This window comes from Rhodococcus sp. LW-XY12 (assembly GCF_019317345.1).
Taxonomy (GTDB): Bacteria; Actinomycetota; Actinomycetes; order Mycobacteriales; family Mycobacteriaceae; genus Rhodococcus; species Rhodococcus pyridinivorans.
In genome coordinates this window covers 2,923,901-2,949,987 of record NZ_CP079225.1, presented here as the reverse complement: position 1 = coordinate 2,949,987, position 26,087 = coordinate 2,923,901, and the positions used below count along the sequence as shown (strand labels likewise).

Sequence of the window (26,087 nt, the reverse complement as noted above, 5' to 3'; positions counted from 1 at the left end):
CGTAATGACCGATACACGCAAGGCGATTCTGGCAGGCGGATGCTTCTGGGGTATGGAGGAGCTGATCCGGAGACAGCCCGGGGTGGTGTCGACGCGGGTCGGCTACACCGGCGGGCAGAACGATCACCCCACCTATCGCAACCATCCGGGGCACGCGGAGTCCGTCGAGATCGTCTACGACCCCGCACGCACCGACTACCGGGCACTGCTCGAGTTCTTCTTCCAGATCCACGATCCGACCACCCTGAACCGGCAGGGCAACGACGTCGGGGCGTCCTACCGTTCTGCGATCTTCTACCTCGACGACGAGCAGAAGCAGGTCGCGGTGGACACCATCGCCGACGTTGAGGCGTCGGGTCTGTGGCCCGGCACGGTGGTCACCGAGGTGACTCCCGCGAGCACCTTCTGGGAGGCCGAACCCGAGCACCAGGACTATCTCCAGCACTACCCGAACGGGTACACCTGCCACTTCCCGCGGCCGGGCTGGAAGCTGCCGAACAGTCGCATCACCGACGCGGCGAACTGAATCACGCGCACGGGTGGTTCCTTCCGCGGATCCGTATCGTGGAGGTACAGGTTGTGACGCCACTGCGGAGGAGTGCTCGATGGGAATGTTCGGCAAGGCTATGAAGAGCGCCGCCGTGGTCAAGGCGATCCAGGTCGTCCGACGCGAAGCGGCCAAGCCGGAGAATCAGCGCAAGGCCAAGGAGATGCTCGCCAAGCTGCAGCAGAAGCGCCGCGGCCCGCAATGATCTGTCCCTCGCCGGTCCGTTGTCCACCCGGGCAGCGGATCGGCGTGTAGGCTCCCCGGTTTCGTTCTGCCGTCGGTCCGCTCGGGACCGAGCCTCAGCGGTGCTGCTGCTTCACGAGGGTGAACTGCTGGACGTCGATGAGGCGACGTCGGAAGTTCGCGGCGCACCCGGTGAGGTACCTGATGTATCGCTGGTAGACCTCCTCGGAGGCCATCCGCACCGCGTCGTTGCGCCGCGCCTCGAGGGCTCGCGCCCACAGGTCGAGCGTGCGAGCGTAATGAGGTTGCAGGGACTCGATGTTCTGCACCCAGAAGCTGTTGCGTTGTGCGCCGGTGATGACCAGATCCCGGTCGGGGAGCTGTCCTCCGGGGAAGATTTCCCTCATGATGAACCGCAGGAACAGTGCGTCCTCGCGGGTGACCGGCACCTTCATCGCCTCGAACTGGGCGCGGGAATGGCCCACGATGGTGTGCAGCAGCATCCTGCCGTCGTCGGGCAGGATGCGAGAGGCGCGGTCGAAGAAGGTGTCGTACCGCTGTCGGCGGAAATGCTCGAACGCTCCGATGCTGACGATGCGGTCCACCGGCTCGTCGAACTCCTCCCAGCCTTGTAGACGCACTTCCGCGGTACGGCCTCCGGAGGACATGCCCGAGAGCAGACCTGACACGTGTTCGTACTGGTTTCGGCTCAACGTCAGACCGATGACGTGCACGTCGTATCGCTCCGCCGCCCGCATCATCGTCGAGCCCCAACCGCAACCGATATCCAGCAGCGTCATCCCGGGCCGGAGATCGCACTTACGGAGAGCAAGATCGACTTTCGCGATCCGAGCTTCCTCGAGGTTCATGTCGTCGCATTCGAAGTAGGCGCAACTGTACGTGCGCGTGGGGTCGAGGAACAGTTCGAAGAAGTCGTCGGACAGGTCGTAGTGGGTCTGGACCTTCTCGTAGAACGGCGTCAGTTGCTGCATTCGGACCTACTCTCCGCGAGGAGTGGGACATGAGTTCCGGTGCGGGGCGTCGGTGCGTCCCGGCGATACACCGCTATCGGTCGATAGTGCTCCGGCAGAGCGCCTTCTCCCACGGGAACGGCGATTCCTGGGGCAGATGTCCGACTCGGGCACCGGCGTGCTGCCGTTATTCCGTGGTGTCAGCCCGCACGGACGGATGTCTCGTCGGCGACCGGCACGATGTCGAACGCGTCCTCCAGCTCTCCGAGGGCGGTATGGAAGTGGTCGAGCAGAGGCTGCAGCTGCGGCAGGCTGCGACTGCACGAGGTCAGGCCGAAAGCGATCGCGTCGTCGGTGCTCGTGCACGTGATGTTCAGTGCCTGACCGTCGACCGGCACGGACAGTGGATACACCGCATCCACGCGAGCGCCGTTCCAGTACAACGGATCCGGAGCTCCCGGCACGTTCGAGACGATGACGTTGAAGGGCGGTCGCGGGAGTGCACGATTGCGGGTGAGGATCCCCACCGCCAGAGGCGCGACGCCGAGTGCACTGGCCGCCAACCGGGACAGGGAGGACATCCCCTGCATGGAGGCCTTGCCCTGCGTCGTCGATGCCGACACCCGGGCCAGCCGGTCGGCCGGATCGGCGAGATCCGTACCCATATCAGCCATCAGGACACCGAGTTCGTTTCCGGCGCAATCTTTGTCGGGTCGCAGGCACATCGGGACCATGGCCACGAGCGACTTGTCGGGCAACGCCCCCTGCTCGCTCAGGAAGGCGCGCAGTGCTCCCGACGACATGGCCAGCACGACATCGTTGACGGTCGCGTCGGCCGCTCTCGACACAGCACGCAGGCGGGTCAGCGTCCACGAGCGCGCGGCAAACCGGCGCGTCCCCGAGATCGGCACGTTGATCATGGTGTTCGGCGCGGCGAGCGACAGCGATCCGCCACCGCCGCGCAGCGCCCTGTTCACGGTGCCGGCCAGCGCGGGCACGAAACCGGTGACCTCGGACGTCGCCGTCCGCACCGCCTGCATCGCGGCTTCGGGAAGATCTAGCGCGGTCCCGGACGAGTGGGAGCGGCTCGGCGCGTCGAAGAGCGACCACGGTGCCGGCATGTCGGTCTGCTCGGAGTCCGGACTCAGGGCGCGGCGCAGCAACTTCATCGCGCCCACGCCGTCGGCGAGGGCATGGTGGATCTTCGTGTAAACGGCGAGCCGGCCGTCCGCGAGACCCTCGATGACATGCATCTGCCACAACGGCCGGCTCCGGTCGAGCAGCGTGCTGTGCAGCCGGGAGACGAGATCCCACAGTTCGTCGAGCCCGCCGGGCTGCGGCAACGCATTGCGTCGCACGTGGTAGGGGAGGTCGAAGTTCCCGTCTTCCTCCCAGGCCCACTGGCCGAAGGTGCCCAGGGAGCGGACCGCGCGCTTACGCCACAGCGGAGCGACCTCGCCGTCCTCCGCGGCGGCGGTGAACAGTGCTCCCAGATCCGCGGCGGTCGTGCCTTCACGAGGCCGGAGAAGGATCAGTCCGCCCGCATGCATCGGATGATCACGGGACTCCCCGAGGAGAAACATCGAATCGGTGGGCGACATGGGTGGACGCATCGGCACATTTCCTCCACCCGGATCGCCGGGCAGTTCGCGGCGAGGCCCCCTGCTGCCCCGCCGACATGTGCGTCAAACCATGACCCCCATCACAAGTTTATGACGCGACACAACTACTACGCGATACCGGGCCATATCGCCAAGTCCGGACGCCCGATTTCCGACCGAAACGAGAATTGTTGTCCGATTTGCGAACTTCGAGTGGCCCCGATTTCGCCGGTCGATCTCGGCGGAAGCCGTGATTCGGGAACGCGTGCCGAAAATGCAGTCGAGGGCAGGAACGGAAATCACGAACTCGACTCTCCACGATGTGCCGGGTCCTCCAGATCACCCGGAAGGATCGCGATGTCCGACCCATCGGCCGACATGCCCGCCGCAGTCCGGAACACGCAGGCGGATCGATCCCGCACAGCTGTGGGAGCACACTCCCGTCGACTCGGCGAAGCGGCACATCGAGTTCATGGGCGGCGCCGATCAGGTCCTGGAGAAGGCTCACCGGTCCTTCGAAGGACGGCACCTGGCGGAACTTCTTCCTCATGGCGCCTACGAACTCCGTAATGGTGCCGTCGGTACGCCGACCGTCACTGCCGACCCGGACATCGTCGGTGCGCTCACGATCGACCAGATCTTCGACGCGCCCGCACTGCGTGTGGGCGGTCCGCGGGCATGGTCGACGACGCTGACGATCGACTGGAACTTCACCGACGAGAACGTCGTGCATCGCATGCAGCTGCGCAACGGACTCCTGGTGCACTTCGACACCGACTGATCGTTGCCCACCCCGGACACCACCATCACCCTGACCCGATCGCTGCTCGTCGCGGTGCTGCTCGGCGGCGCCGACCCGACGCCGCTCGTGGCGGACGGCAGCATCACCGTCGACGGGACGGACGGCGTGTTCGCGACGCTGGCGAGCGTGCTGGACGAACCCGATCCGGACTTCGCGACCGTCACCCTCTGACCTTCCCTCACTCCGAGTCGACCCGTTCGATGTTCGTGCCCACGGTATGGACGACCTGCAGGGCGGAATCCCAGGGCAGGACCGCATCGACCGCGGCGTCGAGCTCGTCCAGAGGCGGTAACTCGGCCGGGCCGAGCACGGAGACGACCACCGTGGTGCCGCGCCAGTCCACACCGGTGACCTCCGCACCGGGTGTCCCGTCGAGCCACTGCGTGGCCTGCGCGGAGATCTGCCGTGCCCACAACGACGCCATCGAATTGACGACCATCGGCACCGCGACGACGACCAGCGCCACCGCCAGCACGGCATAGGCCCGCCTCCACCGGGGCCGGACCGTCTCCGCCGCCTCCCGGAAGTAGCCTGCGGCGACGAGAACCACTGTGGCCGTGATGATCAGTGCGACCACGTTGGATGCGAACAGCACGAACGCGCCGAGTGCGAGGGTCGGTGCGCCGGAGCCGAGGCAGACACCCACCACCGCGAGCGGAGGCACCAGCGAGATCGCGATGGCGACCCCGGGCAGGACGTCCCCGACATCGCGGCGTGTCACCGCGATCGCCCCGACCAGTCCGGTCGCCATGGCCGCCGTCAGATCCATCAAGGTCGGCGACGTGCGACCGAGGACCTGCGAGTTCGACAGGACGTTGCCCGGATTCGCGAGCACCTGAGCGAAGACGACTCCGAGGACGACCACCAGGACGACGCCGCCGAGGATCCGGGCGACGCTGCGCGCGATCAACACACCGCGTCCGACCGCGATCCCCAGGCCGACCCCCAGGATCGGGGTGGACAACGGCGCGACGATCATCGCCCCGATCACGGTGGCCGTCGAATCACTGACCACCCCCGCCACGGCGATGACCGCCGAAAGCGTGAGCATCGTCCAGAACGCCGACCGCTTCGCCTGCCGATCGCCGACCGACAGATCCAGACGCTCGTCGAGTTCGGTCAGGCTACGTCGCTGGGAATCGGGCACAAGCGTGTCGAACATTCAGCACCTCCCGGAAGAGTCGTCGGGTCCGGCCGGATCCGACACCGCGGCACCGGCGGCCGGTGAGCGGGAATCATCGCGACTTCTGCAGGTCGGAGACCACCCAGCGTCCTTCGCCGCGGAGTTCGAGGACGCGGTCGTGAAAGACGTCGAGAGTGCTGCGATGCCCGACACCGACGATCACGGCTGGGACAGGAACAATCCGTCACCGCCCCCATCGACAGCACCCGCGTGGTGGTGACGAGATTCGTGATGTCGAGCTGGATGCGCTGATCCGGATTGCCGACCGGCGACGAGACGAACCGATCCTTGTAGAAGGACCCCGAATCGAACCAGTCGTCCACGAGGCGTTCGTTCAGAGGTGTCCGCCACCGGATGTCGAGGGTCAGCGCGAGAAGGTAGCCGACGAGCGCACGCACCACGTGGCTCGTCGCCGGGATCGCGAAGATCCGCATGACCCGCCGGAAGGCGAACTCGTCCCGATTCTGGATCACCGTATAGAAGTCGTTGTACCAGTAGGAGAACAGCACGCTCATCCACACGGCGAACACCGTCAGCAGCAATACGATCGCGGCCAGGGCGAGGCCGCCGGCGCCGTGGCGCGGCTCGAAGAAGGACGCGGCGATGCGCCACCACTGACGACCCCAACCCGTGAACCGTACGAGCGCGGCGACCACGGCGACGAAGACCAGGGCAGTGATCACAAACGCTTTCGCCGTCCACATGACGCTGTCGACGACGACGGTTCCCGAATCCAACATGCTGGCCTCCGACAGGCGTCACTGGAGTCGCATCCCTACAGTCACATCCCTACAAGGATCACCCCGCAGCCTGCAGTGGGAATGCGAAGTCGTGGAATCCGGTCGACCGAACCTGGATATTTCACCCCTCGTCGTCACCGCGGCTGCGCCGCCGCCACTGCACCGCGGCCGTAAGCAACCGGACCCCGACCGCGAAGAAGATCAGGTTCGCAACCATCTGCACCGACACCACGGCGCGCGCCGACTCCGACTCGGCAGCAATGTCCCCGAACCCCACCGTGGCGAAGACGGTCAGGCAGAAGTAGATCGCGTCGATACGGGACAGCGGTTCGGTGAAGTTGTCCGGGTCGACGTCCGACATCCGGAGGTAGACGGTTGCGAACAGTACGAGATGCAGGGACACGACGCTGATGAGCGCCTCGATCGCCTGCACCGCCGGATACTCCGCGGCGAGAATCCTGTGGACCTGCCACCCTCCGACGAGCAGGACCACCACACCACCCCCGACGAGGAACAACACGTCGGACACGCCGGTGACCCGATCCAGGGGAACGACGAAATACACGCTGAGCAGTACGAGCGCGGTGAGTGCGGGTCGCGCGACCGCAGACAGGATCAACCGTCTCCGCTCCCGCGGATCGGGTGTGCGCGGAGGATCGGCCACGGTCGTCCCCGTCCCGGAATGATGACCTTTGCCCCTACGGTATCGATCGGGCCGGGGCGACGATGGGAAGACCGAGTATCCGATCCGGCCCGGAAGGTCGACGCGGGCGGGGAGTGTGGGGAGTCGTCGATGACCGAACACGAACTGTGGGTCCGACCGATCGCGGAGGTGGGCGCCGCCGACGCGCCGACCGTCGGTGGCAAGTCCGCGAACCTCGGAGAGCTCACCCGCGCAGGCTTTCCGGTACCGCCGGCGTTTGCCGTCACCACCGCCGCCTATCTCGACGCGATGGACGCAGCCGGCATCCGATCCCGACTGGCCGCCGAGGCCGTGCCCGACCCCGATATCGACGACGCCACCCTCATCCGTACCTCCGCGGAACTCGCCGCCCTGGTGACGGGTTCGACCCTCCCGGCCGGGATGCGCGCGGCGATCGTCTCCGCCTACGAGAGCCTCGGTCCCGACGCGCCGGTTGCAGTGCGGTCGTCGGCTCCCGCGGAGGACGCCTCCGACACATCGTTCGCCGGGATCCACGAGTCGTACACGAACGTCATCGGTCCGGACGCGGTGATCCGCGCGGTGCAGGCGTGCTGGGCCTCGTTGTGGTCCGAACGCGCCCGCACCTACCGAGGGTTGCGCGGGGTGACCGACGAGCCGTCCATCGCGGTGGTGGTCCAGGTGATGGTGAAGTCCGAATTGTCGGGCGTGGCCTTCACGGCCGACCCGCGCACGGGCGAACTCGATCGCATCGTCATCGAGGCAGCTCTCGGTCTCGGAGAGGTCGTCGTCGGCGGGCAGGTCGAACCCGACACCTATGTCGTCGCGAAGGACGGCCTCGAGGTGCTCGACGTGCGTCTCGGTCATCAGGAGTTCCGCATCACCTCCACCGACAGCGGGGACAGTCGCGTCGCCGTCGATCCCACGCGCCGCACCCGAGTGCTCGACGACGATCAGCTCCTGCGCGTCGCGCGCCTGGCCGCCGGAGTCGAGGAGCACTACGGGCGCCCCCAGGACCTCGAGTTCGCGTTCGCGGACGACGAATTGTGGATCGTGCAGACCCGCCCGATCACCACGCTCGATCAACCGGCGGCGCCCGCCCCGTCCGGAAACGGCGAGGCACGAGCGTTGCTGGCCGGTCTCGGTGCCGGCCCCGGGACGGCGACCGGCCGAGTGCGGGTGCTCCACGAACTGGTCGACGGGAAGAAGCTGAACGACGGCGAGATCATCGTGGCGCCGATGACCAGACCCGACTGGTTGCCGATTCTGCGCCGCGCCGGCGGCATCGTCACCGACGGTGGTGGTATCACCTGCCACGCGGCCATCGTCGGACGCGAACTCGGCAAGCCCGTCGTGGTCGGTGCACGTACCGCCACCAAGGATCTGAAGGACGGGCAACTGATCACCGTCGACGGCAACGCCGGTGTGGTGTTCGACGGCGCAGTCCACACGGCGGAACGGCCCGTCGCGACGGTATCCGCGCCTGCGGCGTCGGCCGTCGCCGCCGAAACCGTTACGGCCACAGCGGTCTACGTCAATCTCGCAACTCCGGATGCCGCGGAGTCGGTCGCCGCGACCGATGTCGACGGCGTCGGTCTGCTCCGTGCCGAGTTCATGATCACCGAAGCACTCGCGGGCGAACACCCTTCGCACATGATCGCGCAGGGACGCCGCGACGAGTACGTGGAGAAGATGGCGGGTGGCCTGGCGCGGATCGCGGCGGCATTCGCCCCGCGTCCGGTCGTATACCGTGCGATCGACTTGCGCAGCAACGAATTCGCCGATCTCGAGGGTGGGGAGGTCGAACCCCACGAAGAGAACCCGATGATCGGTTACCGCGGGTGCTTCCGGTACATCCGGGATCCGGAACTGTTCTCCTTGGATCTCGATGTGCTGCACCGGGTTCGGCGCACACACCCGAACGTGCATCTGATGATCCCGTTCGTGCGCACCCGCTGGGAGCTGCGGGACTGCCTCGCCCAACTCGACCGGCATCCGCTCGGTTCCGACCAGCGCATGCAGCGCTGGATCATGGCCGAGGTCCCGTCGGTCGTCTACTGGTTGCCGGAATACGCGAAGCTCGGCATCCACGGCGTGTCCATCGGAACCAACGACCTCACGCAGTTGATGCTCGGCGTGGACCGGGACTCGGAGGTGTGCAAGGACCTGTTCGACACCCTCGACCCCGCGGTGCTCGACGCGATCGACCACATCATCGAACGGGCCTCGGCCGCGGGACTGACGACGTCGTTGTGCGGTCAGGCCGTGTCGACGAGCACCGACCTCGCCGAGCATCTCGTGCGGCGCGGCATCACCTCCGTGTCGGTCGCGCCCGACGCCGCGGCGCAGACGAGACGGACGGTGGCGCGAGCGGAACAACGCATCCTGCTCGACCGCGCCCGGCGCGCCGGGGCATGACCGGCGGGGAACCGTCCTTCGTCAGGGGCGCCGCGCACTACGGGACGACCATCACGGGCCAGGTCACCGTGTACAGCAGCGCCCATGTGGTGGATCCCAGCATCAGGTTCGGGAACCCGCCTCGACCACGACGGCCGAGAACGAGCAACTGCGCATCGGCAGCGTGCGATGCCAGATAGTGGGAGGGCTGGTCCAGCACCACCACCGGGTGCACCCGCACGTCGGGGAACTCCTCGCCGTGCCCGGCGAGACTCTCGGACAACAGTGCCCGCTCCTTGTTCTCCACGCTGTCCCACTCGATCCGGAATCGGAACGGACCGCGCACATCGAGGTCGGACCACGCGTGGGCTGCCACCACGTCGGTGCCGCGCAGCGAGGCCTCCTCGAACGCGGCGGACATCGCGCACACTGTGCTCCGAACCGTCGACGCCGACGACCACCGGACGCGTGACCACCGCTCGGCTGACCGAACCGAATCGCTCCCAGCCGAACCGGTTGTCCCCGGCCCCGGCCCCGACCACGACCATCGACGCCGACTTCGATCGGTCCACCAGTTCGAGCGACGGAGAATCGGTGCACAGGTGGGTCTCGATGTCGAGCTCATCCTCGGGCACCGCGCGGCGCGCGTATCCGGCGGCATCGAGGAGCATGTCGCGTCCCTCGGATCCCTCCTGCTCGAAGAATCCGGCGGGCATGCCGATCGGGACACCGAACGTGTTGCGGACCGACACCATGGTGACCAGCGACAACGGGAGCCGGCACCGTTCCGCCTCGCGAGCTGCCCAGACCACGGCCTGCAGGGACGCTCTCGATCCGTCCACTCCGGCGACGATGGGGTGGTGTGCTGTCATCACGATCACCTCGGTGCCTGTCCGAGCTGCGGGCACGGCCGTTTCGGGCCCTGCTTTTTCCGGGATCCTGCGGTTTCGGGACCCTGCCAGCACACGCTCGGACCGGTCGGTCGCACAAGAGTCGACGGTCCCGACCTGCCCGCAGGAAGTGACCGAAGACCCTCACGTGCCGTGCACGCCGCTTCTCACACTGGAGACTGCATCCGGCGCAATCACCCACTACCGAAAGGCCCCGCCATGTCCGTCCTGATCGGCTACGCGACCGCTCGAGGGTCGACGCGGGGAATCGCCGAACGCATCGCTGCGGGACTGGAAAGCCGCGGTGCCGTGGAACTGCGCGCGCTCGGCGATGTCGCGTCGGTACGAACGTACGAGGCGCTGATCGTCGGAAGTGCGATCCACAACGGGCAGTGGCTCCCCGAGGCTTCCGATGCGATCTATCGGCTGGGCACCGAATCGGAAGGGCGACCGGTGTGGGCGTTCTCCGTCTCGTCGATCGGAGCGACCAGCACGATTCTCTCGCCCCGGGTGGCGGCATATCTGCGACGGGTCACGCCGGAACCTCGGGCGGTGCAGAACCTCCGTTCGATCACCGATGTGCGTGATCACCGTTTCTTCGCCGGTGCCATCGCTTCGGGCGACTGGGCCGGAATCGGGCGGATCGTCTTCCGGCTGATGGGCGGACACTACGGCGATGCCCGGGACTGGGTCGACGTCGACGCGTGGACGGAGAGGATCCGGGAAGGCCTCATCGATATACCGCGTGATCAGGGCTGACCGGTGCCGGTCGGGCCGGCCGGGGGAGTGACGGAGACCTAGCCATTTCACCAGCCACAGCCACCGCGACAACGGTTCGTCGAGATCGCCGCGCAGATGCACCGGATAGGGCACCGCCGCCGGGTGCGAAGGTGCGGTGACCGGAGTGGAGCCGGTAGCGGGAGCGGACACCGGACCGGGCGGCGGAGGCCCGTGCCGACCGAGTCCGACCGCGCCGGCGAGCAGCAGAGGGACACCGACGGCGAGAAGAACCAGACCGAGGATCAGCAGGGCGAGCACGGCCGGTCCGAGCAGGTCGATGTGGATCCCGGCGCGCACGTCCACGCCGATCCCTGCGGATGCGTCGGCGTTCATCACACCACGGTCCATGTGCCGTCGCGCAGATCCCATTCCACTTGCTGGGTGCCGGTCCCTTCCGCCGATGCGACCCAGAACTGTTGCGCGTAAGGAGCAGCCGGGGTGTCGCCCCCGGGAACGTCACGGTAGGTGACCTCGAACGGCTCGAACCGCAGATCGGTCACGACGGTGTGGGCGACCCCTGAGAGATAGGCCTCGACCTCCCCGCCGGGAGCGATCCCGACGAACACCGCCGATGCGGGATCGAGTGCGGTGGCCTGCACCAGAAGCCGGCCGATGTCCTCACTGCGCAGACCCGTGGGGCTCTGATCGTCGGTGACGAGGTCGAGACGTTCGGAGACCAACGCGTGCGTCTGCGTCCGGAGGGTCCCCTCGGGACCGGTGACGAAACCGTCGGCGCGCTGGACGACGAAGAACCACCCCAGAATGAGCGCTCCGACCGCGGCAGCGCCTCCGAGGAGCACGAGCAGAATACCGATGACCAGCATGACCACTTTGCCGACGTTCATCGATCCGTCCTCCGCGCACCGTGACGATCACCGAGTCGCTACGGGAGGGTGTTCGTAGAACGATTGTGGCAGCTCGATCGGTCTTTGTCGGCGTCAATCGAGCATTACGGGGTATCGAGAACTTCCTCGGCCGATCGAGCGATCAGCGAAGGCCGAAGGACGGACTCTCCTCGCGCCGCCGCGCGACGATGTCGTCGAACGCGTCGATCAGCCCCTCGGGATACCAGCGGGGATTCGTGTCGGCGGTGGTGGCGACGAGCAGCAACTGGTGTTCGCGTGCGTCCACGGCTACCCGGGCGAGCCGGGTGCGCCCCTCGTCGTCGAGCGCCGCGACCGTCGCGGCGAGATCGGCGACGAGCAACACGCGCGGGGGGTCGACGACCGGCGAATCGAGTTCGGCGACCACGTCGGTGATCTGATCGGTGGTGGTGGCCCAGCAACACGGCCCCGTGGGGAGCGAGGCGGAGCCACCGAGCCAGCGATGACGACGGTGCGGATCGATGACCACCAGGTTGTGGGTGCCGCCGGTCAGTGTCGTCATCGCGATCAGGTCGAGCGACACGCTGGGCGACGAGCGGCGCTCGTCGCGTCGGATCAGCAGGTGCCGTCCGGCGGACAGATCCCACGAGACGGGCGTGCCGTCGTTGTCGCGCCCGAACGGGATCGTCGTCCGGCACGCGATCACCCGGGAGCCCGGTCCGCGAGCGGGGCGCACCGGGACAGACGATCGGCACGGTCGACGAGTGGGCGGAGTGGCGGGCATCGACATGGTGGATCCGTTTCGTGTCGCTGGTTCCGGAGCGATCCTCGGACGACCGAACTGTAGAGGCGGGCACCGACAGGAACGGCCGCGTGCAGGTCGCGGCCGTCACTGCTCGTCCGCTTCGGGGTAACCGCCCGATTGCGACAGCCCTCGCCGTAGCCGCCCTCACCGCCCTCGGCGGTCACATCGCCTCCGCAGCGCCCGCGCCGATCGTGGACGACACCGGCGCGATCCCTGCTCCCAGCAGTACCCAGATCTCGTTCGCGCACACCCCGACCGGTCTGCGCGCCGGCACTGCGAACGAGCACGAGTCCCGCGCCGACGTGTCGATCGTCAAGATGTATCCGGCCGAGTACGTTCTCACCTACGTCGATCCTGCGGATCACGCCGACGCGACGGAGATGATCCGGTCGTCGAACGACGCGATCGCGGACCGCCTGCACGCGGAATACCCCCAGGCGATCTCGTCGACCGCGGCGGAGTTCGGGCTCACCGACACCCACGTGCCCGGCTACTGGGGTGTGGGCACCACGTCGACGCACGACATGGTCACCTATCGCGAGACGAAGAAGCGCACTGATCCCGGTTCGCCGGTGCTCGCCGCGATGGCCACGGCCTACGACACCGCGGTCGACGGATATCCGCAGGACTACGGCACGGCGCTGATCGCCGGAGTGATCGGCACGAAGCGGGGTTGGAGCGACGACCGCTCGTTCCACGCCTCCGCCTCGTTCGGTCCCGATTTCTCGGTCGCGGCGTCGACCTACGGATCGGCAGGGACGCTCTCGGAGCACGTCCTCGGCGCGTTCACCGAAAGGGTCCCACCCGGACCGGAGACCGGTCCTTCTCTGCAGGATTGCCCGCCGCTGTGCCGGCTCGCCGACGATCCGCTTCTCGGGCCGCCCGCGCAGGATCTCCTCGACGGGTTGCCGCCGGTCGTCACCGATCCGATCTGCGGCTGATCCCGGTAGGCATCAGATGCGGCGCATAACGGACACGACGGTGCCCAGCACCACCGCCTCGTCGCCGTCGAGGACGGGATAGGCGGAATTCCGGGGTTCGAGGTGGACGTGGCCGCCTCGGCGCCGGTACACCTTGACCGTCGCCTCGCCGTCGATCATCGCCGCGACGATCTGACCGGAGTGGGCCTCGTGCTGCCGCCGAACCACCACTGTGTCGCCGTCGCAGATCGCCGCGTCGACCATCGAGTCGCCTCGCACGCGAAGCGCGAAGACCGTGCCGGAGCCGACCAGATCGCGGGGGAGGGTGAGCAGGTCGTCGGTGTGCTCCTCGGCGAGAATCGGTGCGCCCGCGGCGATGTCGCCGACGACCGGCACGGTCACGGTGTCGTCGGATGCGCGTTCACCGCCGGACGAGCCGAGGAAGGGGCGCACGTCGAGCTGGCGTGCCACAGCGGTGCCGCGGCGGAGGAAACCCTTGTCCGCGAGGCTCTTCAGATGCTTCGAGACCGTCGACGTCGACCGCAGACCCACCGAATCGGCGATCTGCCGGGTGCTCGGCGACGATCCCTGCGCAACGATCCAGTCGCGGATCGCGGCCAGGATCTGCTGCTGGCGCAGCGGCAGGGACGCGGGGTCGAGGCCCCCGAACATGTCGAACTCGTCGAAACCGGTCACCCGGAGAATCGTAGCTACGCGGTCTCCGCCAGGTCCGGGGGAGTACCTGCGGAGGAGCTCTGCCCGTTCTGCAGCTGTTCCATGGCCCGTCGCTCCCGCAGCGCCCGGATGAGCTGCCGCTCCTGCAACTCCGCCGGATCGGCGGACAGGCCGGGAATCGAGAATCCGACCAGGGCACCTGCCAGCAGCGCGAGCGCCACCCGCGCCGAGTCGCCCTCCCGGATGCCCAGGACGAGTTCCACGAACACGAGCGCTCCGACGGCGACCAACACCACTGCGATCAGGGCCAGGATCCGGCGGATCCTGGGCTTCGGACGCGATCCCGGCGCCAACGGCATCGACTGGGCCGCGAGCTGCCACAACCGGGCATCGACGCTCTCCCGCAGGGGGCGCTTCCGGAACTCGTCGCCGAGTCCGTTGTAGATGGCCAGATCGGCTGCGATCCGGGTCCGGAGGTTTCGACGGGACAGCTCGCGCGACAGACGTGCGGCCGCCCACGACACCACCCCGGTGACGAGTGCAACGACGACGGGAACCCAGATACTCACGCCGGAACATTACGACAGCGGAGGCGGAATCGGCGGGATGCGGAAGGCGTGCTCCGGCCGTGTGGCGCGAACCGAAAAGTGGTGCCCCCGGTGAGACTCGAACTCACACTGGACGGGTTTTGAATCCGTTTCCTCTGCCAATTGGGATACGGGGGCGTTGCGGACACCACTGTAGAGGATCGGGCGAAGCGGGCGCGCACCGGTACCCTTCTTACGTTCCACCCTGCACCGGGGACCGCCAGTACCGAGGGGAAGGCCCGACCATGACCTCCGCGCCGCACGACAGCACACCAACTCCTCGTCGGGTCGTCGTAGCGGAAGACGAGGCCCTGATCAGGCTCGATCTCGTCGAAATGCTGCGCGAGGAGGGCTACGAGGTGGTCGGTGAGGCCGGCGACGGACAGCGTGCCGTCGAACTCGCCGAGGAACTCCGGCCCGACCTGGTGATCATGGACGTCAAGATGCCGCGCCGCGACGGCATCGACGCCGCCTCGGAGATCGCACAGCGGCGCATCGCCCCTGTGGTCATTCTCACAGCCTTCAGTCAGCGCGAACTCGTCGAACGCGCCCGCGACGCTGGCGCCATGGCGTATCTCGTCAAGCCGTTCTCGAAGAGCGATCTCGTGCCCGCCATCGAGGTGGCCGTCAGCCGCTTCTCCGAGCTGCGCGAGCTCGAGCGCGAGGTGCAAGGGCTCAACGAGCGATTCGAGACCCGCAAGCTCGTCGACCGGGCCAAGGGACTGCTCATGGAGAAGCATGCGATGACCGAACCGGAGGCGTTCCGCTGGATCCAGCGCGCCGCGATGGACCGCCGCACCACCATGAAGCAGGTCGCGGTGGTCGTCCTCGAGACCCTCGGAAGCGACACCGCCGGCTAGCCGCGCGAACCGGTTTCGAGTGCTCACGGCGCCCGACGCGTTACCGCCACATCAAATCTCCGCCCCGCAGATAACGGTCGTATCACAAGGATTTCGGCCGGGTTCGCGGGGTGCTTCCGACCGCTATGTTTCGACCACATCCGGAATCCGCCGGATGCGGTGTCAGGCGTTCGAAGGAGAGTTGAATGGCAAGACGGACTCTGGTCCGCGCCGTAGCGGTACTCGGTGCTGCGACGCTCGCCCTCACCGGGTGTGGTTCGGACAGCGACGATTCGGCATCCGGTACGTCGGCCGGTGACGAGGGGTCGGCGGCCGCGACGACCGTCGAGACCGACTGCGAACCACAGCAGGCCACAGCAGGGGCGACTCCCGCCACGGGACCGCTGAAGATCGGCACGATTCTCCCCGAGACCGGCAGTCTCGCCTTCCTCGGACCGCCCGAGGTCGCTGCCGTCCGGCTCGCCGTCGACGACATCAACGCCGCGGGCGGTGTTCTCGACCAGCCGGTCGAACTGTTCCCGGGCGATTCCGGGGACACGACGACCGACACCGCGAACACCACCGTCGATCGGCATCTCGCCAACGGCACCCAGGTGATCGTCGGCGCCGCCTCGTCGTCGGTCTCGCTCAAGGTGATCGACAAGATCGTCAGTGCCGGCGTGGTGCAGTTCTCGCCGGCGAACACCTCCGACCAGTTCGTCTGCTACGCCGACCGCGGGTTGTACTTCCGCACCGCCCCGACCGACGTGCTCCAGGCGCAGGCGCTCGCGCAGCTGATCGCCGAGGACGGGGCGCAGCGCGTGTCGATCCTGGCGCTGAACGATCCGTACGGCACCGGCCTCGCCGAGAACACCGTGACCAATCTCGTCGACGCCGGTATCCCGGAGGACCAGATCCAGAAGATCATCTACGATCCCAACGCGCAGTCGTTCAACGCGGAGGTCGACCAGGTGGCCAACTTCGCACCGGATGCTGTGGCACTCATCGGCTTCGAGGAGTCGGCGAAGATCATCACTCGCATGCACGAGGTGGGCATCGGCCCGTCCGACGGCATGGCGGTCTTCGGTGTCGACGGCAACATGGGGAACGCGCTGGGCGAGAACGTCGCCGAAGGACTGCTCGACGGCATGGCCGGCACCACGCCGCTGACCGACACCGGCGAGGAGTTCCAGCAGCGACTGCTCGGCGTCGATCCGGGTCTGATCGACTTCAACTATGCCGGAGAGTCCTACGACGCCGTGATCGTCTCGGCGCTGGCCGCGGAACAGGCAGGGTCGACCGCCGGGGTGGACATCGCCGCGAACATCAACTCGGTGACCCGCGACGGGGAGAAGTGCACCAGCTACCAGCAGTGCCTCGACCTGCTCCGTGCGGATCAGGACATCGACTACGACGGTGCCACCGGCGAACTCACCTTCGTGGATGCGGGCGAACCCGGCGTGGGCTCGTACGGCCGACTCGTGTTCGGTCCCGACAACACCCTGACCACCGAGGACTACATCGTGGTGGGTGAGTGACCCGCCGGTCGTGAGCGAAGGGGTGATCGCCGGTAGGCGGTCACCCCTTCCGCTTCTCCCGGCTGCCGGCGAGAGTGCCGAGATACAGTTCGACGACCTTCGGGTCGTGCATGAGATTGCTGCCGGTGTCGGTGTACGCGTTGCGGCCCTGGTCGAGAACGTATCCGCGATCGCAGATCTGCAGGCAGCGACGCGCGTTCTGCTCGACCATGATGATCGACACCCCCGCCGCGTTGATCTTCTTGCAGCGGATGAAGACCTCGTCCTGGAACATCGGCGACAGTCCCGCCGACGGCTCGTCGAGGAGCAGCACCGACGGCTCCATCATCAGCGCGCGGCCCATCGCGACCATCTGCCGCTCACCACCGGAGAGCGCTCCCGCCTTGACCTTCCGGCGCTCGGACAGCAACGGGAACAACGACGCCACCCGCTCGAACTGTTTCTCGAAGTCCTTCGGACGCAGATAGATCCCCATCTCGAGGTTCTCTTCGATGGTCAGTGAGGGAAACACGTTCTGCGTCTGCGGCACGTAGCCGATCCCCTTGCGCACCAGAATGTGTGCGGGCGCCGAGGTGATCTCGTCCCCGCCGAGCGTGACGGTGCCGCTGCGGATGGGGATGAGGCCGAACAACGCCTTGAGCAGGGTCGACTTGCCGGCTCCGTTCGGGCCGATGATGCCCACGATCTCACCGTCGCGCAGGTAGAAGTTGCAACCGCGCAGAATGTCGACCCCGGGGAAGTAACCGGCCACGAGATCGTCGGCGCGCAGGAGAGCTCCGGTCGCCAGGCGGGCATGTTCCTCCGGGGTCGCGGCACGTTCCGCCGGCGTCGTCCCGGTGAGTGCAGGAGTGATGTTGTCGCTCACGGCTTCTCCAGGGTCGTGGCCGTCGCGTCGGTCGACGCCGAATCGGGATCGGACAGGTCGCCTCCGGCCTCGAGGGTCTGCGCTTCCGCGTCAGCGAGGGCGTCGGCGAGTTCGGCGGTCGCGCCCACGGGATTGCCCTCGCCGTCGAATTCGAGTGCCTGGTCGTGGTGACTGCCGAGATAGGCGTCGACCACGGCCGGATCGGACGACAGGGCGTCCGGCGGTGCCTCCGCGATCACCGAACCCTGCGCCATCACCACGACCCAGTCGGAGATGTCGCGGATGACGTCCATGTCGTGCTCGACGAATACCACGGTCGTCCCGTCGTCGCGCAGGGTCTTGATGTGTCCCAGCAGATTCTGCGTGAGCGCCGGATTGACGCCGGCCATCGGCTCGTCGAGCATGACGACGGTCGGTTCGGTCATCAGCGCACGGGCCATCTCGAGCAGTTTGCGTTGACCGCCGGACAGTGAACCGGCGAAGTCGTCGGCCTTCGCGGCCAGACCGAAACGGTCGAGCAGTTCGTATGCGCGCGCGGTGATCTCGCGTTCCTGGCGGTGCCACGTCCACGGCAGCAGTGCACCGGCCATGCGCTCGCCGGTCTGGTGCCGGGCGCCGAGGCGGACGTTGTCGAGGACCGTCATCTTCGACAGCGCCTTGGTGAGCTGGAAGGTGCGCACGATCCCGCGCCGCGCCACCTGATGGGGATGGAGCCGGCCGAGCGCGTCGCCGTCCATCGCCCAGGTTCCGGTGTCGGGCCGGTCGAAGCCCGTGAGGAGATTGAACAGGGTGGTCTTGCCGGCGCCGTTCGGGCCGATCAGGCCGGTGATGCACGAGCGCTGGATCTCGAGGTGGGCCACGTCCACGGCCTTGAGGCCTCCGAATGTGCGGCACAGATCGTCGACGACGAGGATCGGGTCGGGTTTGGCGGCGCCGGGGGCGCGGTCGACGCCGGCGAACAGTGCGGCGCGTTCGTCCACGCCGAGGACCGTGCGCGGTGGTGTCGGGTCGGGTCGGATCGTGTCAGGCATCGAGTTGCACCTTCCGCTTGCTTCCCAGGATGCCTTGTGGCCTGAAGACCATCATCACCGCGATGAGGATGCCGAGCAGCACGTACCGCATTGCGCCGACCTGCTGTTCGGTGAGCGGGAGCAGCGGGTCGGGTCCGGCGATCGCCTGACGCAGGAAGGCATCCGGGAGGGTGAGCAGGAACCAGAACACCATGGCGCCGAGCACCGGTCCGAAGACCGTTCCCGCACCCCCGAGGATCAGCGCGCCGAACGCGAAGAAGGTCTGCGCGGTCGAGTAGAAGTCGGGGTTGATCGACTTGGTCTGCAGAGCGTTGAAGACGCCGCCGAGACCGCCGATCATGCCGCCGAGTACCAGGGCCTGCATCTTGTAGGCGAAGACGTTCTTGCCGAGCGCGCGGGCAGCGTCCTCGTCCTCACGCACCGCCTCGAGGACCCGCCCCCACGGACTGTGGGAGAGGAGGTAGACCAGCCCGCACAGCAACAGCACGAGGGTCCAGCCGACGACCATCGCCCACAGGTCGTCGCCGTAGAACCGCATACCGAGCAGGTTGTACTGGCGACTCGAATCGAACGGGCTCAGGGACGTGAACGGGTCGGCGAAACCCCACAGGCCGCGGGTCGATCCGGTCACCGAGTCGGACGCGGTCGAGCGGAACATCAGCCGCAGGATCTCCGCCGCGGCGATCGTCGCGATGGCGAGATAGTCGGCCCGCAACCGCAGGGTGGGGATGCCGAGTACGAGCGCGAGCAGACCTGCCAGTGCGAGACCGACGAGGATGCCCACCCACAACGGCTGGTCGTAGGTGACGGTCATGATGCCCACGCCGTAACCGCCCAGGAGGGCGAAACCGATCTGCCCGAAGTTCAGCAGCCCTGCATAGCCGTAGTGCAGGTTCAGGCCGATCGCGAGCAGTGCGTAGAAGATCGCCGACGGGCCGATGAGCTGGGCGAAGGAAACCTGGAGTACCGACACGATATCCATGGGTCAACCGATCCTTGTCCGACTGCCGAGGATGCCCTGGGGGCGGATGACCAGGATGACGATGAGTACGAGCAGACCGCCGATGTACTTCAGGTCCGGGTTGATCACGAGGGTGGACAACTGGACCAGCAGTCCCACCACGACGCAGCCGACCAGTGCACCGTAGGCGGTGCCGAGGCCGCCGAGGATGATGCCGGCGAACATCAGCAGGAGCAGCTTGAAGCCCATCTCCCACTGCACGCGCCCGCCGAGTTCCGACAGGCCGAACAGCACCCCGCCGAGCGCGGCGAGCCCGCCACCGAGACCCCACACGAAGCGGATGACGTGTTCGACGTCGATCCCCGACGATGCCGCGAGGTCGCGGTTGTCGGCCACCGCGCGCATCGCCTTGCCGATCCGGGTGCGCTGCAGCAGCAGGGCGACCCCGACGAGCACCACCAGGCTGATCACGATGCACGCGAGGTTGACCGGGGTGATCGCGATCGGCCCCCACACCAGTTGCTGCTGTGCCTGGTAGTCGTCGAACGGCTGGGTGCGGTCGGAGTAGAAGGCCAGGATGAGATAGCGCAACGAGATCGCGAGGCCGATCGACACCACCAGCTGGGCGATCAGGCCCGTGTGGCGGCGCCGGAGCGGAGCCCAGATGAGTGCGTTGTTGAGCAGGCCGATGATGACGCCGACGATCACCGCCAGGATCGTGGCCGGTATCAGCTGGACACCGAGGGTGACATTGAAGATCCACGCCGCGACCGCCCCGAGGGTGACCAGCTCGCCGTGGGCGAAGTTCGTCAGGCCGGTCGTGCCGAAGATCAGACTCAGGCCCACTCCGGCGATCGCGATGACCAAACCGAAACGCAGACCGTCGACGATCGTGCGCACCAGCGTCTCGCCCCACGCGACCGTCGAACCGCTACGCGCCTCCCCGAACGAGAAAATCACCGTGTTCGCCCGTCCCGGAGCGACATCGCGGGTCACCGAGGTCTGGACGGTGACGTCGTCGGGCAGGCTCTCGGTGTCGACCTCGAAGACGTACGTGCCCGGCGGAACGGTGAGTTCCCAGCGCCCACCGTCGGCGGACTCCGTCTCGGTGACCACCTCGCCGCTCTCGGTGGTCGCACGGACGACGACACCGTCGAGTCGTTCGCCGGCATTGTTGAGCGTTCCGCGGACGGTCACCCCCTCCGCGGATTCCTCGTCGGGTGCGGCCGGTGCCGTGTTCGCGGGCGGTGAGGGTGGGTCCGGCGGATCCTGGGCGGAGGAGAGGCCGGCGCCGACGAGGACGAACAGGACACTCGCGAGCGTGACGAGTGCGGCGCGGACCGATCGGTGGAGGGTCGAGGTCGGTCGTCGCCGACATCCCGAGGTAGGGGCCACGCAGGTCCTCCCGGTGGGTGCGCTGTCATCGAGCGCGGCACTGCGCCCGGGGCATCATCGTCAACCTCGATGACGCCGGACTACGGTGTCGTGACAGGGGACTCTAGCGGCTGGATCGCACGTCCACGGGAAAAATTGGATCACCCGGACGTTTCGGTCTCGTTTCTTCGGACAACGAGTGTTCGCACATACCGGAGAGGTGCTGGTCGGGCGGTGTGGCCGACGCTGTCGTCCTCGGTCCCTAGACTGGCACGCGTGACCCGTGCATCCACTTCCGCGACGTCCACCGCGGCCACCGACGACCGCCCGACCCTGCTGCTCCTCGACGGCCATTCCCTCGCGTTCCGCGCGTTCTACGCGCTGCCCGCCGAGAACTTCAAGACCCACAGCGGGCAGACCACGAACGCGGTCTACGGGTTCACCTCCATGCTCATCAACCTGCTGCGCGACGAGCAGCCCACGCACGTCGCGGCGGCATTCGACGTCAGCCGCAAGACCTTCCGTGCCGAACTGTTCGCCGCCTACAAGGCCCAGCGCAGCGCCGCACCCGACGACTTCAAGGGGCAGATCGACCTCACCAAGGACGTCCTCGGCGCGATGGGGATCCCGGTGATGGCGATCGAGGGCTACGAGGCCGACGACATCATCGCCACGCTCGCGACGCAGGCGCACGCCCAGGGCTTCCGGGTGCTCGTGGTGACCGGCGACCGCGACGCGCTCCAACTCGTCAACGGCGACATCACGGTGCTGTATCCGCGGCGCGGCGTCTCCGACCTGACGCGCTTCACCCCCGACGCGGTGGAGGAGAAGTACGGACTCACCCCCCAGCAGTATCCGGACTTCGCGGCGCTGCGCGGCGACCCGAGCGACAACCTGCCCGGCATCCCCGGCGTAGGCGAGAAGACCGCCGCGAAATGGATCCGCGAGTACGGAAGCCTGAGCGGACTCGTCGACCGCGTCGACGAGGTGCGCGGCAAGACCGGCGACGCGCTGCGCGAGAACCTGTCCAACGTGTTGCTCAACCGCCAGCTCACCGAGATGGTGCGCGACGTGGCCGTGCCGTACACCCCCGAACAACTCGCCCTCGCCCCGTGGGACCGCGACCGCATCCACCGCCTGTTCGACGACCTCGAGTTCAAGGTGCTGCGCGACCGGCTGTTCGAGACGCTCTCGTCGGCCGAGCCCGAGGCCGAGGAGGGCTTCGAGGTGCGCGGCGGGATCGTCGAGCCGGGTGCCCTCGGCGACTGGCTCGCCGAGCACGCCCCGGCGGGTCGACGTCATGGCCTCGCCGTGGTGGGCACCGGCACTCCCTACGGAGGCGACGCGACCGCGATCGCCGTCGCCGGGGCCGACGGTGAAGGCGCCTATGTGAGCACGGTGGCGCTCACGCCCGAGGACGAGAACGCCCTCGCCGCATGGCTCGCGAACCCCGCAGTGGAGAAGGCCGTGCACGAGGCGAAGTTCGCCATCCACGCGCTGCGCGGACGCGGCTGGACGCTCGCCGGCATCACCAGCGACACCGCGCTCGCCGCCTATCTGGTGCGGCCCGGCCAGCGCTCGTTCAAGCTCGACGACCTGTCGCTGCGCTACCTCAAGCGTGAGCTGCGAGTGGAAGACGCCGGCGCGCAACAACTCTCGTTGCTCGACGACGAGGACGCCGCCGACGCGCAGGCGGCCGAGGCGCAGATCCTCGCGGCGCGCGCCGTCGTCGACCTCGCCGCGGCCCTCGACACCGAACTCGGCGAGATCGAATCGGTGCGCCTGCTCACCGAGATGGAACTGCCCCTGCTCGAGGTCCTCGCAGAACTCGAGGCCACCGGCATCGCCGTCGACTCGGCGCACCTGCACGACCTGCAGTCCGAATTCGCGGCCCAGGTCGCCGCCGCCGCGAACGCCGCCTACGAGGTGATCGGCAAGCAGATCAACCTCGGCTCGCCGAAACAGTTGCAGGTGGTGCTGTTCGACGAGCTCGAGATGCCGAAGACGAAGAAGACCAAGACCGGCTACACCACCGACGCGGATGCCTTGCAGAACCTGTTCGACAAGACGGGCCATCCCTTCCTCGAACACCTGCTCGCGCACCGTGAGCACACCAAGATGAAGACCACCGTCGACGGACTCATCAAGTCCATCGCCGACGACGGTCGCATCCACACCACCTTCAACCAGACCGTCGCGGCGACGGGCCGGCTCTCGTCGACCGAGCCGAACCTGCAGAACATTCCGGTGCGGACCGAGGCCGGTCGCCGGATCCGCGACGGTTTCGTGGTGGGCGACGGATTCGACGTGCTGCTCACCGCCGACTACAGCCAGATCGAGATGCGCATCATGGCGCACCTGTCGGCCGACGAGGGGCTCATCGAGGCATTCCGTACGGGCGAAGACCTGCACACCTTCGTGGCGTCGCGGGCGTTCGGGCTGCCGCTCGAGGAGGTCACCCCGGAGCTGCGTCGCCGCGTCAAGGCGATGTCCTACGGTCTCGCCTACGGGTTGAGCGCCTACGGTCTCGCCCAGCAGCTGAAGATCTCCACCGACGAGGCCCGCGAGCAGATGGAGGCCTACTTCACCCGCTTCGGCGGCGTGCGCGACTACCTCTACAACGTGGTCGAGGAGGCCCGCAAGGTCGGCTACACGTCCACCCTCTACGGCCGCCGCCGGTACCTGCCCGACCTCAACAGCGACAACCGGCAGCGCCGGGAGATCGCCGAGCGCGCCGCGCTCAACGCCCCCATCCAGGGCACGGCCGCCGACATCATCAAGGTCGCGATGATCGACGTGCAGAAGGCGCTGAATGAGGCCGGACTGCGGTCGCGGATGCTGCTGCAGGTGCACGACGAACTCGTGCTCGAAGTGGTCGAAGCCGAGCGCGAACAGGTCGAGGCGCTCGTGCGCGACAAGATGGACTCCGTCATCGAATTGTCGGTGCCGCTCGAGGTCTCGGTCGGTTACGGCCGCAGCTGGGACGCCGCGGCGCACTGAGTCGCGGGGACACTGAGTCGCGGGGACACTGAGTCGCGGGGACACCGAGTCGCAGGGACACCGGCCGCAGGTACACACACCGTACGTACGACGGCGCCCGCCCCCGGATCACCGGGGACGGGTGCGGTCGACGCGACGAGTGGGTCAGCTCTGCTCGGCGCGAGCCTCCGCGATCTGCTTGCGCACATCGTCCATGTCGAGGTTCTTGACCTGCGAGACGAGATCCTCGAGAGCGGCGGGCGGAAGAGCACCGGCCTGGTTGTAGACGAGGATGCCTTCGCGGAACGCCATGATCGTGGGGATCGAGCGGATGTTCGCCGCCGCCGCGATGGCCTGCTCGGCTTCGGTGTCGACCTTCGCGTGCACGACGTCGGGATGCTTGTCCGACGATGCCTCGAAGGTGGGCGCGAACTGCTTGCAGGGGCCGCACCAGTCGGCCCAGAAGTCCACGAGCACGATGTCATTGCTCGTGACGACCTCGTCGAAGTCCTGCTGGGTGAGAGCCTTGGTTGCCACGGAAATCCTTTCGGTCGGGCGTGTCGACGGGTCCAACATCCGGCCGCCGCTGTTTCTTCCCGTTCGTTCCCGCCGTCACGCGTCGTGACGGGGTTCCTTCCGCCACGCTACGTGACGTGTCCGATCCGGGGGTGTCGTCGGGAGGTGCCGATCGAGGGACGCGTCACACGCCGACCGGTTCGACGGACCGCCGGAAGGTCCGTCGGTAGGCCTGCGGAGTGGTCTGCCGCAGGCGCAGGAAATGCTGGCGCAGCACCGCAGCGGTGCCGAAACCGACGCGGTCGGCCACCACGTCGATCGGAAGGTCGGTCTCCTCGAGCAGGCGCTGCGCGGCCAGGACCCGCTGATCGCGGAGCCAGCGCGCGGGCGTGACCCCAACCTCGGCGACGAACCGCCGCGCGAAGGTCCGCGCCGACATGTGCGCCTTCTGCGCCAGTGCGGCCACCGGGAGTTCCCGGTCGAGGTGCTCGCTCATCCAGTCGAGCAACGGCGCGAGCGACTCGTCCTTGCATTCGGGCAGTGGCATCGCGACGTACTGGGCCTGCCCACCGTCGCGGTGCGGTGGCACCCCCATGCGCCGGGCGATCGTGTTGGCGACCTGGGCTCCCTGGGCGGAGCGGACGATGTGCAGGCACAGGTCGATGCCGGCCGCGGTGCCTGCGGCGGTGAGGACCGGATGGTCGTCGACGTAGAGCACGTCCCGGTCGACCTGCGCCGTCGGATAGGTCCGGGCGAGACGGTCGGCGTGCATCCAGTGGGTCGTGCAGCGACGCCTGTCGAGCAACCCGGCCGCACCGAGGATGAACGCCCCGGTGCACATGCTCGCCACGCGCGCGCCGCGGTCGACGGCGGCCCGCAGTTTCGCGAACAACGGTTCGAGGCGCCCGTCGTCGAGCGCGATGCCGTCGCTGTTCACCGCTGGCAGGAGAATCAGGTCGGCGTCGTCGAGGAGATCGAGCCTGTGAGGCACCTCGATGGTGTAGCCGAAGCGGGTGCGCACCGGATCGGAGGTCGCGGCGACGAGGTGGAAGTCGTAGGTCGGCAGGCCGTCGTCGGAGCGGTCGAAGCCGAACACCTCGCACGCCACGCCGAGTTCGAAGGTCTCGACGTAGGGGAGGACGGGGACGACCACCTTCTCGAGCCGGCCGGTGGTTCCAGGTGTTCCGGACACGCAACCCAGTGTGACACCGTGGTGGCAGAAAAACGATGTTCTCCGACGGCTCTGCCACTGTCGGGTGGGACCCCGGCGCGGCAGGCTCGAAGCATGATCCTGCTGGTCCTCGTACTTCTGGCGGTCTTTCTCCTCCTCGACGTGCTGGCCCTCACCGGACGCACGCCCGACTCCCATATGGAAGTGACGCAGTTCGGCGACTACCGTTTCTGAACGGCGCACCGTC

Annotated in this window: 23 protein-coding genes, 1 tRNA gene and 2 pseudogenes; 9 read left to right on the top strand and 17 right to left on the bottom strand. The window is 67.6% G+C overall.

What is annotated here, in order from left to right; genetic code table 11:
* Window positions 1-4: 4 nt before the first annotated feature.
* Together msrA and KXC42_RS13760 are read left to right on the top strand one after the other, a co-directional pair.
* Window positions 5-526, top strand: coding sequence for a peptide-methionine (S)-S-oxide reductase MsrA (gene msrA / locus KXC42_RS13765; protein WP_219129167.1), 522 nt, complete (start codon window positions 5-7; stop codon window positions 524-526).
* 85 nt (window positions 527-611) lie between these two features.
* Window positions 612-752 carry a hypothetical protein gene (locus KXC42_RS13760; protein ID WP_162648018.1) on the top strand — a complete coding sequence of 47 codons (141 nt, stop codon included), beginning with the start codon at window positions 612-614 and terminating at the stop codon, window positions 750-752.
* Window positions 753-846: 94 nt separating this feature from the next.
* Here KXC42_RS13760 and KXC42_RS13755 read toward each other — a convergent pair whose 3' ends face one another.
* Window positions 847-1,722 carry a cyclopropane mycolic acid synthase family methyltransferase gene (locus KXC42_RS13755; protein WP_019289685.1) on the bottom strand — a complete coding sequence of 292 codons (876 nt, stop codon included), beginning with the start codon at window positions 1,720-1,722 and terminating at the stop codon, window positions 847-849.
* 179 nt (window positions 1,723-1,901) lie between these two features.
* Window positions 1,902-3,314: a wax ester/triacylglycerol synthase family O-acyltransferase gene (locus KXC42_RS13750; RefSeq protein ID WP_257605824.1), complete on the bottom strand. Its 1,413-nt coding sequence runs from the start codon at window positions 3,312-3,314 to the stop codon at window positions 1,902-1,904.
* 262 nt (window positions 3,315-3,576) lie between these two features.
* Between KXC42_RS13750 and KXC42_RS13745 the strand changes: the two are divergent.
* Window positions 3,577-4,275, top strand: a pseudogene (locus tag KXC42_RS13745) (alkyl sulfatase C-terminal domain-containing protein).
* A gap of 7 nt (window positions 4,276-4,282) precedes the next feature.
* Here KXC42_RS13745 and KXC42_RS13740 read toward each other — a convergent pair.
* The 3 genes from KXC42_RS13740 to KXC42_RS13730 all read right to left on the bottom strand — a co-directional run bounded on the left by KXC42_RS13740 (window position 4,283) and on the right by KXC42_RS13730 (window position 6,691).
* Window positions 4,283-5,266 carry a TIGR00341 family protein gene (locus tag KXC42_RS13740; RefSeq protein WP_219129166.1) on the bottom strand — a complete coding sequence of 328 codons (984 nt, stop codon included), beginning with the start codon at window positions 5,264-5,266 and terminating at the stop codon, window positions 4,283-4,285.
* Window positions 5,224-6,027, bottom strand: a complete 804-nt coding sequence (locus KXC42_RS13735) for an SbmA/BacA-like family transporter (RefSeq protein ID WP_257605823.1) — start codon at window positions 6,025-6,027, stop codon at window positions 5,224-5,226. Before KXC42_RS13735 ends, KXC42_RS13740 begins: the two co-directional genes overlap by 43 nt.
* Window positions 6,028-6,148: 121 nt before the next feature.
* Window positions 6,149-6,691 carry a potassium channel family protein gene (locus KXC42_RS13730; RefSeq protein ID WP_219129165.1) on the bottom strand — a complete coding sequence of 181 codons (543 nt, stop codon included), beginning with the start codon at window positions 6,689-6,691 and terminating at the stop codon, window positions 6,149-6,151.
* Between the two features lie 129 nt (window positions 6,692-6,820).
* Here KXC42_RS13730 and ppsA point away from each other — a divergent pair, with 129 nt between their 5' ends.
* Window positions 6,821-9,106 carry a phosphoenolpyruvate synthase gene (gene ppsA, locus KXC42_RS13725; RefSeq protein WP_219129164.1) on the top strand — a complete coding sequence of 762 codons (2,286 nt, stop codon included), beginning with the start codon at window positions 6,821-6,823 and terminating at the stop codon, window positions 9,104-9,106.
* 37 nt (window positions 9,107-9,143) lie between these two features.
* On the opposite strand, the pseudogene KXC42_RS13720 reads toward ppsA, so the two are convergent.
* Window positions 9,144-9,957, bottom strand: a pseudogene (locus tag KXC42_RS13720) (universal stress protein).
* A 237-nt stretch (window positions 9,958-10,194) separates the two neighbouring features.
* Between KXC42_RS13720 and KXC42_RS13715 the strand changes: the two are divergent.
* Entirely contained in the window at window positions 10,195-10,734 is a 540-nt protein-coding gene (locus KXC42_RS13715) for a flavodoxin domain-containing protein (protein WP_006554024.1), read from the top strand.
* 353 nt (window positions 10,735-11,087) lie between these two features.
* Here the strand turns inward: KXC42_RS13715 and KXC42_RS13710 are convergent, their stop codons facing one another.
* Window positions 11,088-11,600 carry a hypothetical protein gene (locus KXC42_RS13710; RefSeq protein WP_200358139.1) on the bottom strand — a complete coding sequence of 171 codons (513 nt, stop codon included), beginning with the start codon at window positions 11,598-11,600 and terminating at the stop codon, window positions 11,088-11,090.
* A gap of 142 nt (window positions 11,601-11,742) precedes the next feature.
* Complete coding sequence (locus KXC42_RS13705; protein WP_064852356.1) at window positions 11,743-12,315, bottom strand: hypothetical protein; 573 nt, start codon at window positions 12,313-12,315, stop codon at window positions 11,743-11,745.
* Between the two features lie 137 nt (window positions 12,316-12,452).
* Here KXC42_RS13705 and KXC42_RS13700 point away from each other — a divergent pair, with 137 nt between their 5' ends.
* The gene (locus tag KXC42_RS13700) at window positions 12,453-13,325 is read left to right on the top strand and encodes a hypothetical protein (protein ID WP_052040090.1); all 873 of its coding nucleotides are present in this window, start codon (window positions 12,453-12,455) and stop codon (window positions 13,323-13,325) included.
* A 12-nt stretch (window positions 13,326-13,337) separates the two neighbouring features.
* On the opposite strand, the gene lexA is transcribed toward KXC42_RS13700, so the two are convergent.
* The 3 genes from lexA to KXC42_RS13685 form a co-directional block, all read right to left on the bottom strand.
* Complete coding sequence (lexA, locus tag KXC42_RS13695) at window positions 13,338-14,000, bottom strand: transcriptional repressor LexA (RefSeq protein WP_033097654.1); 663 nt, start codon at window positions 13,998-14,000, stop codon at window positions 13,338-13,340.
* Between the two features lie 14 nt (window positions 14,001-14,014).
* Complete coding sequence (locus tag KXC42_RS13690) at window positions 14,015-14,548, bottom strand: hypothetical protein (RefSeq protein ID WP_064852355.1); 534 nt, start codon at window positions 14,546-14,548, stop codon at window positions 14,015-14,017.
* Window positions 14,549-14,627: 79 nt separating this feature from the next.
* Window positions 14,628-14,704 (bottom strand) — tRNA-Leu (locus KXC42_RS13685).
* A 107-nt stretch (window positions 14,705-14,811) separates the two neighbouring features.
* Here KXC42_RS13685 and KXC42_RS13680 point away from each other — a divergent pair.
* Both KXC42_RS13680 and KXC42_RS13675 read left to right on the top strand, forming a co-directional pair.
* Window positions 14,812-15,426, top strand: coding sequence for an ANTAR domain-containing response regulator (locus tag KXC42_RS13680; RefSeq protein WP_006554018.1), 615 nt, complete (start codon window positions 14,812-14,814; stop codon window positions 15,424-15,426).
* A gap of 185 nt (window positions 15,427-15,611) precedes the next feature.
* Window positions 15,612-16,943, top strand: coding sequence for an ABC transporter substrate-binding protein (locus KXC42_RS13675; protein ID WP_019289674.1), 1,332 nt, complete (start codon window positions 15,612-15,614; stop codon window positions 16,941-16,943).
* Window positions 16,944-16,983: 40 nt separating this feature from the next.
* Here the strand turns inward: KXC42_RS13675 and KXC42_RS13670 are convergent, their stop codons facing one another.
* From KXC42_RS13670 to KXC42_RS13655, 4 genes are read right to left on the bottom strand one after another with little or no spacing between them, the layout of a single operon-like run.
* Window positions 16,984-17,808 (bottom strand): ABC transporter ATP-binding protein, encoded by an 825-nt coding sequence (locus KXC42_RS13670; RefSeq protein ID WP_006554016.1) that lies wholly within the window; start codon window positions 17,806-17,808, stop codon window positions 16,984-16,986.
* A complete protein-coding gene (locus tag KXC42_RS13665; protein ID WP_219129163.1) occupies window positions 17,805-18,839 on the bottom strand; it encodes an ABC transporter ATP-binding protein in 1,035 nt (344 codons plus the stop codon). The genes KXC42_RS13670 and KXC42_RS13665 overlap by 4 nt, the downstream gene beginning before the upstream one ends.
* On the bottom strand, window positions 18,832-19,821 hold the full coding sequence (locus KXC42_RS13660; RefSeq protein WP_006554014.1) for a branched-chain amino acid ABC transporter permease: 990 nt from the start codon (window positions 19,819-19,821) through the stop codon (window positions 18,832-18,834). Before KXC42_RS13660 ends, KXC42_RS13665 begins: the two co-directional genes overlap by 8 nt.
* 3 nt (window positions 19,822-19,824) lie before the next feature.
* A complete protein-coding gene (locus KXC42_RS13655) occupies window positions 19,825-21,195 on the bottom strand; it encodes a branched-chain amino acid ABC transporter permease (protein ID WP_019289672.1) in 1,371 nt (456 codons plus the stop codon).
* A gap of 255 nt (window positions 21,196-21,450) precedes the next feature.
* Between KXC42_RS13655 and polA the strand changes: the two genes are divergently transcribed.
* Entirely contained in the window at window positions 21,451-24,174 is a 2,724-nt protein-coding gene (gene polA / locus KXC42_RS13650; protein WP_219129162.1) for a DNA polymerase I, read from the top strand.
* A gap of 144 nt (window positions 24,175-24,318) precedes the next feature.
* On the opposite strand, the gene trxA is transcribed toward polA, so the two are convergent.
* Window positions 24,319-24,690 carry a thioredoxin gene (trxA, locus tag KXC42_RS13645; protein ID WP_006554011.1) on the bottom strand — a complete coding sequence of 124 codons (372 nt, stop codon included), beginning with the start codon at window positions 24,688-24,690 and terminating at the stop codon, window positions 24,319-24,321.
* 163 nt (window positions 24,691-24,853) lie between these two features.
* A complete protein-coding gene (locus KXC42_RS13640) occupies window positions 24,854-25,861 on the bottom strand; it encodes a GlxA family transcriptional regulator (RefSeq protein WP_219129161.1) in 1,008 nt (335 codons plus the stop codon).
* Window positions 25,862-26,087: the final 226 nt, after the last annotated feature.

Bases quoted from the DNA above. Each gene is read 5' to 3' on its own strand.
- KXC42_RS13735 (WP_257605823.1), bottom strand. From the start codon at position 6,027: ATGTTGGATTCGGGAACCGTCGTCGTCGACAGCGTCATGTGGACGGCG.
- KXC42_RS13710 (WP_200358139.1), bottom strand. From the start codon at position 11,600: ATGAACGTCGGCAAAGTGGTCATGCTGGTCATCGGTATTCTGCTCGTG.
- msrA (WP_219129167.1), top strand. From the start codon at position 5: ATGACCGATACACGCAAGGCGATTCTGGCAGGCGGATGCTTCTGGGGT.
- KXC42_RS13750 (WP_257605824.1), bottom strand. From the start codon at position 3,314: ATGCGTCCACCCATGTCGCCCACCGATTCGATGTTTCTCCTCGGGGAG.
- KXC42_RS13665 (WP_219129163.1), bottom strand. From the start codon at position 18,839: ATGCCTGACACGATCCGACCCGACCCGACACCACCGCGCACGGTCCTC.
- KXC42_RS13680 (WP_006554018.1), top strand. From the start codon at position 14,812: ATGACCTCCGCGCCGCACGACAGCACACCAACTCCTCGTCGGGTCGTC.
- KXC42_RS13740 (WP_219129166.1), bottom strand. From the start codon at position 5,266: ATGTTCGACACGCTTGTGCCCGATTCCCAGCGACGTAGCCTGACCGAA.
- KXC42_RS13675 (WP_019289674.1), top strand. From the start codon at position 15,612: ATGGCAAGACGGACTCTGGTCCGCGCCGTAGCGGTACTCGGTGCTGCG.
- ppsA (WP_219129164.1), top strand. From the start codon at position 6,821: ATGACCGAACACGAACTGTGGGTCCGACCGATCGCGGAGGTGGGCGCC.
- KXC42_RS13715 (WP_006554024.1), top strand. From the start codon at position 10,195: ATGTCCGTCCTGATCGGCTACGCGACCGCTCGAGGGTCGACGCGGGGA.
- KXC42_RS13755 (WP_019289685.1), bottom strand. From the start codon at position 1,722: ATGCAGCAACTGACGCCGTTCTACGAGAAGGTCCAGACCCACTACGAC.
- KXC42_RS13660 (WP_006554014.1), bottom strand. From the start codon at position 19,821: ATGGATATCGTGTCGGTACTCCAGGTTTCCTTCGCCCAGCTCATCGGC.
- KXC42_RS13760 (WP_162648018.1), top strand. From the start codon at position 612: ATGTTCGGCAAGGCTATGAAGAGCGCCGCCGTGGTCAAGGCGATCCAG.